The organism is Flintibacter sp., from assembly GCF_046973065.1.
Window position 1 is genome coordinate 68060 of sequence record NZ_JBKVXZ010000010.1, and the last position, 6191, is coordinate 74250.

The 6191-nt window shown below is 57.7% G+C and carries 8 protein-coding genes; 6 read left to right on the forward strand and 2 right to left on the reverse strand.

From position 1 onward, the window contains the following. Positions 1-11 precede the first annotated feature (11 nt). Both ACLTXB_RS05990 and ACLTXB_RS05995 read left to right on the forward strand, forming a co-directional pair. Entirely contained in the window at positions 12-200 is a 189-nt protein-coding gene (locus ACLTXB_RS05990; RefSeq protein WP_428226380.1) for a hypothetical protein, read from the forward strand. An 11-nt stretch (positions 201-211) separates the two neighbouring features. After that, positions 212-841 carry an ATP-binding cassette domain-containing protein gene (locus ACLTXB_RS05995; RefSeq protein WP_428226381.1) on the forward strand — a complete coding sequence of 210 codons (630 nt, stop codon included), beginning with the start codon at positions 212-214 and terminating at the stop codon, positions 839-841. A gap of 363 nt (positions 842-1204) precedes the next feature. On the opposite strand, the gene ACLTXB_RS06000 is transcribed toward ACLTXB_RS05995, so the two are convergent. Beyond that, positions 1205-2416, reverse strand: a complete 1212-nt coding sequence (locus ACLTXB_RS06000) for a sensor histidine kinase (RefSeq protein WP_428226382.1) — start codon at positions 2414-2416, stop codon at positions 1205-1207. Further along, complete coding sequence (locus tag ACLTXB_RS06005) at positions 2413-3099, reverse strand: response regulator transcription factor (RefSeq protein WP_428226383.1); 687 nt, start codon at positions 3097-3099, stop codon at positions 2413-2415. Before ACLTXB_RS06005 ends, ACLTXB_RS06000 begins: the two co-directional genes overlap by 4 nt. A 153-nt stretch (positions 3100-3252) precedes the next feature. On the opposite strand from ACLTXB_RS06005, the gene ACLTXB_RS06010 reads away from it, so the two are divergent. The 4 genes from ACLTXB_RS06010 to ACLTXB_RS06025 form a co-directional block, all read left to right on the forward strand. Further along, positions 3253-4164, forward strand: coding sequence for an ATP-binding cassette domain-containing protein (locus tag ACLTXB_RS06010; RefSeq protein ID WP_428226384.1), 912 nt, complete (start codon positions 3253-3255; stop codon positions 4162-4164). Beyond that, positions 4161-4910, forward strand: a complete 750-nt coding sequence (locus ACLTXB_RS06015; RefSeq protein WP_428226385.1) for an ABC transporter permease — start codon at positions 4161-4163, stop codon at positions 4908-4910. The genes ACLTXB_RS06010 and ACLTXB_RS06015 overlap by 4 nt, the downstream gene beginning before the upstream one ends. Before the next feature lie 3 nt (positions 4911-4913). Continuing rightward, positions 4914-5642: an ABC transporter permease gene (locus ACLTXB_RS06020; RefSeq protein WP_428226386.1), complete on the forward strand. Its 729-nt coding sequence runs from the start codon at positions 4914-4916 to the stop codon at positions 5640-5642. A gap of 179 nt (positions 5643-5821) precedes the next feature. Beyond that, positions 5822-6191 (forward strand): response regulator transcription factor (locus tag ACLTXB_RS06025; RefSeq protein ID WP_428226387.1); only part of this gene is annotated, 370 nt, incomplete at its 3' end.

Consider the following 6191-nt stretch of genomic DNA (forward strand, 5'->3'; position numbering starts at 1 on the left):
GCGGTAACGATATGAAAAAAGTATGGAAAATGTTTTCTGCCCTCTTTCTTGTTGGACTGTTATTTACAGGGTGTACCCCAAAAGAGGACAAGGAGGACAAGGCACAGGAGCAATCCGGTGCGCCCATCATAGATTACGAGGTGCCGGATAAAGTAAAGGACTATGGTTTTGATTATGAATTTGTACCCGAAAGTGAATAGGAGGTGCCGCTATGGGGATTTTGGAACTGCGTAGCCTGACATATTCTTATGACAAAAAGATGATGGTATTGAATGGGATCGATGCCCAGATGGAGGCCGGAAAGATGTATGCCATTCTCGGCCCGTCCGGGTGCGGCAAAACAACACTCCTTTCCCTGCTAGGCGGTCTGGACAGCCCAACAAGCGGAAATATCTTATTTGAGGGGAAAGATGTTGCACAGGCCGGATTAGCAGCCCACAGGAAAAAGAATGTTTCCTTTATCTTTCAGAACTACAACCTGATTGATTATATGACCCCGCAAGAGAATGTCCGATTGATCTCCAAAAAACAGGCACTCCCGTTTCTGGAACGGCTGGGACTGACAAAGGAAGAAATAAAACGGAACGTACTGAAACTCTCTGGTGGACAGCAACAACGTGTAGCCATTGCAAGGGCACTGGCAAGTGAGGCCCCGGTGATTTTGGCGGACGAGCCTACGGGCAATCTGGACGAGGACACGGCTGGGGATATTACGGAAATCCTGAAAGAAAGCGCACATCAGATGAAAAAGTGCGTGGTAGTCGTCACCCACTCAAACGAGCTGGCAAGACAAGCGGACGTGGTGTTTCGGCTAAAAAAGGGTGAGTTGAGCATGGAGTAAAGCGGGAAATCTTCATAATATTTAAGCAAATGGAAGATTTGTCTTTTCTGAAATGTGTCTGAATTGAAAGAAGCAATGTTATCTGCCAGACGACGGCAAAGGAAAAAAGCCGTCGTTCAGCAGATTATACCCATGTCCTTATGAAATTGCATCGAAGATGGAGAACGACGGAGGGCGGAAAGCAAAATGAAACAGCCAAGTTTCTGCGGACAGGAGTTGTTGTCCATATCTGTGATTGAGGCGGCCGGCTTCGCTGAGCCGGCCGCCAAAGTATATCGCAATAGACTTATCGTTCCCTTAGAAATGGCTGATATGATCAAAATGGCGCATAAGGCAATGATTTTGCTGCCTGTCCGCCTTCTTTCAGCGAATGGGAAGGAGAATGCTGACGCAGAGGCTTTGTGAAGTCCCATTCCCAAACTGCACTGTCCCGTCGTGGGCCGCGGCGATCTGGCGCACCAACTTGAGGCCCGTACCGTGAGCAGCACCGCCATCCGCTTCCAGCTGGCCGGTTGGCTCCGTCGTTACCGGAGCAACCTCTCCTACACCGCCTTCCACAAAGAGAACGACTGCTTTCTCCTCGGCTCTGGCTCCTAGGCAGATGGGGTAGCCTGAGGTGTTATGCCGCACACAGTTGCTCAGCAGATTGTTTAGTGCCCGGCGGAGCAGGAAGGGATCGGCTTCGATCACGGGCAGGGGCTCCGCCGGCAGATTTATCTCGAAATTGCAGCCCTCTCCCATGCCGCCGTTGAGGAAGTCGGCGGCGGTCTGGCGGAGGAACGCTTCAATCTGGAGAGGCTCCTTCCGAAGCGCCTGCATGGCGCAGTCCAGTCGCATCGTCAGGTTCAGGTCATTCACCAGATCCCGGATCACCTGGCTTTGGGTCCGTATGATCCCCGCCTGCCTTCGGCGCGCCGGGGGCAGGTCTGACGCCTCCTCCATCTGGGCGGCGTAGCCCATGACCATAGAGAGCGGGGTGCGGATGTCGTGGGACACGCCGTTGATCCAGTCGGAGCGGGCGGCGTCACGCACCTGCTGGGCCTGCCGAAACCACCTGCGTACCACGGTATAGGACAGCAGCAGCACACAGCCAAGGGCCAACAGGAAGATGCCGCCAAACCATAGCGGCATCTGCGTGAGGGTGGAGCTGTTCATCGCCATATCGTGCTTCCACATACTCCCCTTGGGCGCACCCACCACCAGTAATCCATCCTCCCGTACCCAGCACTGTACCGGGTAATCATTCAAGTACCACCGGGTGAAGGAGGCTACATCTGTGAGGGTGTACTGCTCCGGCACATCGGAGGGCTTGCGGAGGGACCAGATCACCCGCCCACTTTCGTCCAGAAGCATAGCCCAGCTGCCGTCCGCCAGCAGCGCCTCCCCAGTGAAAGTGTAGTCTGTCCCGTCCCATGCGAGGGCATCAGAGGTCTTGCGTACTGAGACATCCCAGCTTCGTCCGCCATCGGAGTGGTAGAAGGTAAAGGCCAGGATACCCGCCAAGGTGATGAAGGCGATCAGAGCCGCCGAGGCGGTTACAAGTATGGCCCCTTTGAAAAAGCTCCGCAGGCTCATTTCGTCCCCTCCTGATTCAGGCGATAACCCAGCCCCCGCACCGTCAGCAGATATTTCGGGTGGGAAGGGTCTGCCTCGATCTTCTCCCGCAGGCGCCGGATGTGAACCATCAGGGTGTTCTCATAACCCACCAGCGGGCCATCCCACAGGGCGGCGCACAGGGCGTCGATGGTAACGATGTTCCCTCTGGCGTCCCACAGCTTTTTCAGCAGCGTGAATTCCTTGGCGGTGAGGGCAGTCTCCACGCCGCAGCGGCGGAGGTTGCTCTTGCCCCAGTCGATCTCCACATCCCCCAAGCGGCCGGTGTCTGGTGTTTCCCGATAGACCCGCCGGAGCACGGCATTCAGGCGGAGCAATAGCTCCTGGGGAAGAAAGGGCTTGGTGATATAGTCATCCGCCCCCAGACCCAGCCCCTGGAGCCGGTCGGCGTCCTCATCCCGGGCAGAGAGGAACAGCACCGGCACGTCCCGTCCCTCCCGGAGCTTCCCAAACAGGGAGAAGCCATCTCCGTCCGGCAGGTTCACATCCAGCAGCACCGCGTCCGGCTGGATAGCCCGGAACTGCTCCAGCGCCTGCGCGCAGGACAGGGCAGGCGCTGTTTCATAACCAGCCTGGATCAAGATCTCCTTCACCATATTCTGCAGGGCGATCTCATCGTCCACGATCAAAATACGATAGGCCATACTGCGGCCTCCTTTATCATTCTTTTCCTCATTATAGCAAATCCTGTCCATCCGTCCAGCCCCAGCCGAAGAAGTAAGGTAAACGTAAGGTAGGCTTCATCGGGGCGTAAGGCAGGGGTGCTATCTTTGGGAGTGTAAGAAGGAGGTCTTGCCATGAACATCATTGAGACACACGACCTGTGCAAGCAGTATGGAAATACCCTGCGGGTGGCCCATCTGGATCTGGATGTACCCGAGGGCAGCGTCTACGGCTTTCTCGGCCCCAATGGGGCGGGGAAGTCCACCACCCTGAAAATGATCCTGGGCTTGGTACGCCCCACAGCGGGGGATATTCAGGTGTTGGGGAAGAAAATGGAGGGTGGAAACCGCCTTGCCGTACTCCGGCAGGTGGGGAGTCTGATCGAAAGCCCCAGCTACTACGGGCACCTCACCGGGGAGGAGAATCTGCGGATCGTCCAGAGCCTCCGGGGCATACCGGAGAAAAACATTCGGGAGGTACTGCAAATCGTCCGGCTGGACGGCCAGCGGGGCAAGAAAGTGGCCCACTACTCCCTGGGTATGAAGCAGCGGCTGGGCCTGGCAGCGGCACTGCTGGGCTATCCCAAGCTGCTGATCCTGGACGAACCAACCAATGGTCTGGACCCGGCGGGCATTCAGGAGATGCGGGAGCTGATCTGCTCCCTGCCGGAGCGGTTCGGCATGACAGTGGTGGTATCCAGCCACCTGTTGAGTGAGATCGACCAGATGGCTGACCATGTGGCCATTATCCGAGAGGGGGAGTTGGTGTTTCAGGACACGCTGGAGGCCCTCCATGGCCGCAGTCGCCACCATCTGGCCCTGCGGACCACCAACAACGCAGTGGCCCGGGCCATCCTTCAGGAGAAGTCTGTGCCCTGCCAGGAGGAGGATGGCCACCTCATCCTCCCTATCCTCTCTGATGAGATCGCCGCCCAGCTCACCCGCCTGCTGGCCGGGCAGCGCTTGGGCGTCATTCGGCTGGAGGAGCGGCAGAGGAGTCTGGAGGACATCTTCCTGGAGCTGACGGGAAAGGCGGCGAGCCTGTGAAACTGCTGAAACTGGAGTTTTTCAAGTGCCGGCGGCGGAAGATCCTGCTGGTGTGCGCCGCCGTGCTGGCGGCGGAGCTGCTGTGGTTTGGTATGTATCTCACCCGGCAGGATGCCGAGGACCTGATCCAGGGGTGGATGCTGCTCTTCTACAACCTGGCCCTCATCGACGCCATCATCCTGCCTATCAGCGTAGCTACCATCTCCAGCCGAAACTGCGAGCTGGAGCACAAAGGCGCCTCCCTCAAGCTGCTGGAGACGATGGTGACGCCGGGACGGCTTTACGGGGCTAAACTAGCCTGGGGCGCGCTGGTGCTGGCCGCCCTGCTGATCGTCCGTACTGGGGCCTTCGCAGTTATGGGGGTGGCAGCCGATTTCCACGGTGCGATCCCCTGGGGGCGGTTCGCTATTTTTACGGCTATCTCCTGGGCAGTGTCCATGATGGTCTATGCCTTGCAGCAGGGGCTGTCCCTGCGCTTTCAAAATCAGGCAGTCGCTCTGGTGGCTGGTATCTTCGGCAGCTTTGTGGGGACCATGTCTATGCTGTTTCCGCCTGCCCTGGTCCGCTGTGTCCCTTGGGGCTACTACGGTTTGCTCTCCCTGGTCCGGATGGAATGGGACCCGGCCACTCGCTTTACCCAGTTCTTCTGGCAGTGGCCCCAGCCCATGGACCTGGCGCTCCTGTGCCTGTGGGCGGCGGTATTCCTGTTGGTGGGCCGTGCCTTGTTCGTACGGAAGGAGGTATGAGGGATGTTGCTGCGTTGTCTGAGAGCGGAACTGGTCAAGTTCCGCCGGTCGCCGGTATGGCTGGCCTTTGTAGTGCTGCCCCTGTTCCCCGCTTTCCTGGGGACCTTCAACTATCTGGGAAACCTTTCGGTGCTGAGCGACGCCTGGTACAGCCTGTGGAGCCAGCATACTCTGTTCTCCTCTATGTTTTTCCTGCCGGCCCTTTTGGGTGTGTTTTGCGCCTGGCAATGGCGGCTGGAGCACGCGGACCACAACTGGAACAGTTTTCTCACCGCGCCGGTGCCGGTGGGAGATCTGTGCCTTGCCAAGCTGATCTGGGCCGCAGTCATCTCCCTGCTCTCCCAGGCCTGGATCGAGGTGCTGTTTATCATCAGCGGCAAGCTGGTGGGTCTTACCGGTCCCATCCCGCCGGAACTGCCGGAGTGGCTTCTGTGCGGGGCCCTGGGCGGCGTGTCGGTGTGCGCGGTACAGCTCTATTTCAGCCTCATCATCCGGGCTTTTGCTCCGCCGGTGGCCTTTGGGCTGGTGGGCGGTATCGCTGGGCTGATGGTCACGGCCCAGGGGTTCGGGTACGCCTTCCCGTATTCTCTGCTCTGCATCGGGATGCGGGCCAATAACCCGACGATGGGGTTAAACTTTGCGGCCTTCCTGCTCTCCGCTTTTGTTTACACAGTGGTGTTCACCCTTCTGGCTGTCCGGCACCTTCTGCAGCACGACACGGCGGCAGAATAGGCCTCAGCCTATATGATGGACCCTGCTGACGTCCTTGTACATAGAGGTGTCAACAGGGCATTATATACAGTGGTCAGCAAACGCATTTCCTGGCAGAAGATCTCTGAATGCCTGCATCTTTCAGAAATCTCCACAATAAATTCACAATTCCATGATACACTTGGAACAGGTGATGATGGATGAAACACATTCTAATTGTTGAGGACGAACTGGATATACAAGAACTTCTGAGGACCTATCTGGAGGATGCGGGCTATGAAACTGCCGTGGCCGGGGACGGCGTGGCTGCCCTTTCCCTATTTCGTGCTCAGCCCTTTGACCTGATCTTGTTGGATCTGATGCTGCCCAGGATCGACGGCTTCGGCGTCTGTGAGCTGATCCGCCAGCAGTCCCAGGTCCCGATCATCATGCTGACTGCTCTGGATGGCGAGGACCAGCAGCTCAAGGGCTTCGGTATGGACATTGACGACTATGTGACCAAGCCGTTCTCCATGCCGGTGCTGCTGGAAAAGATCCGCGTCATACTTCGCCGCAGAGGAAGCGCAGATG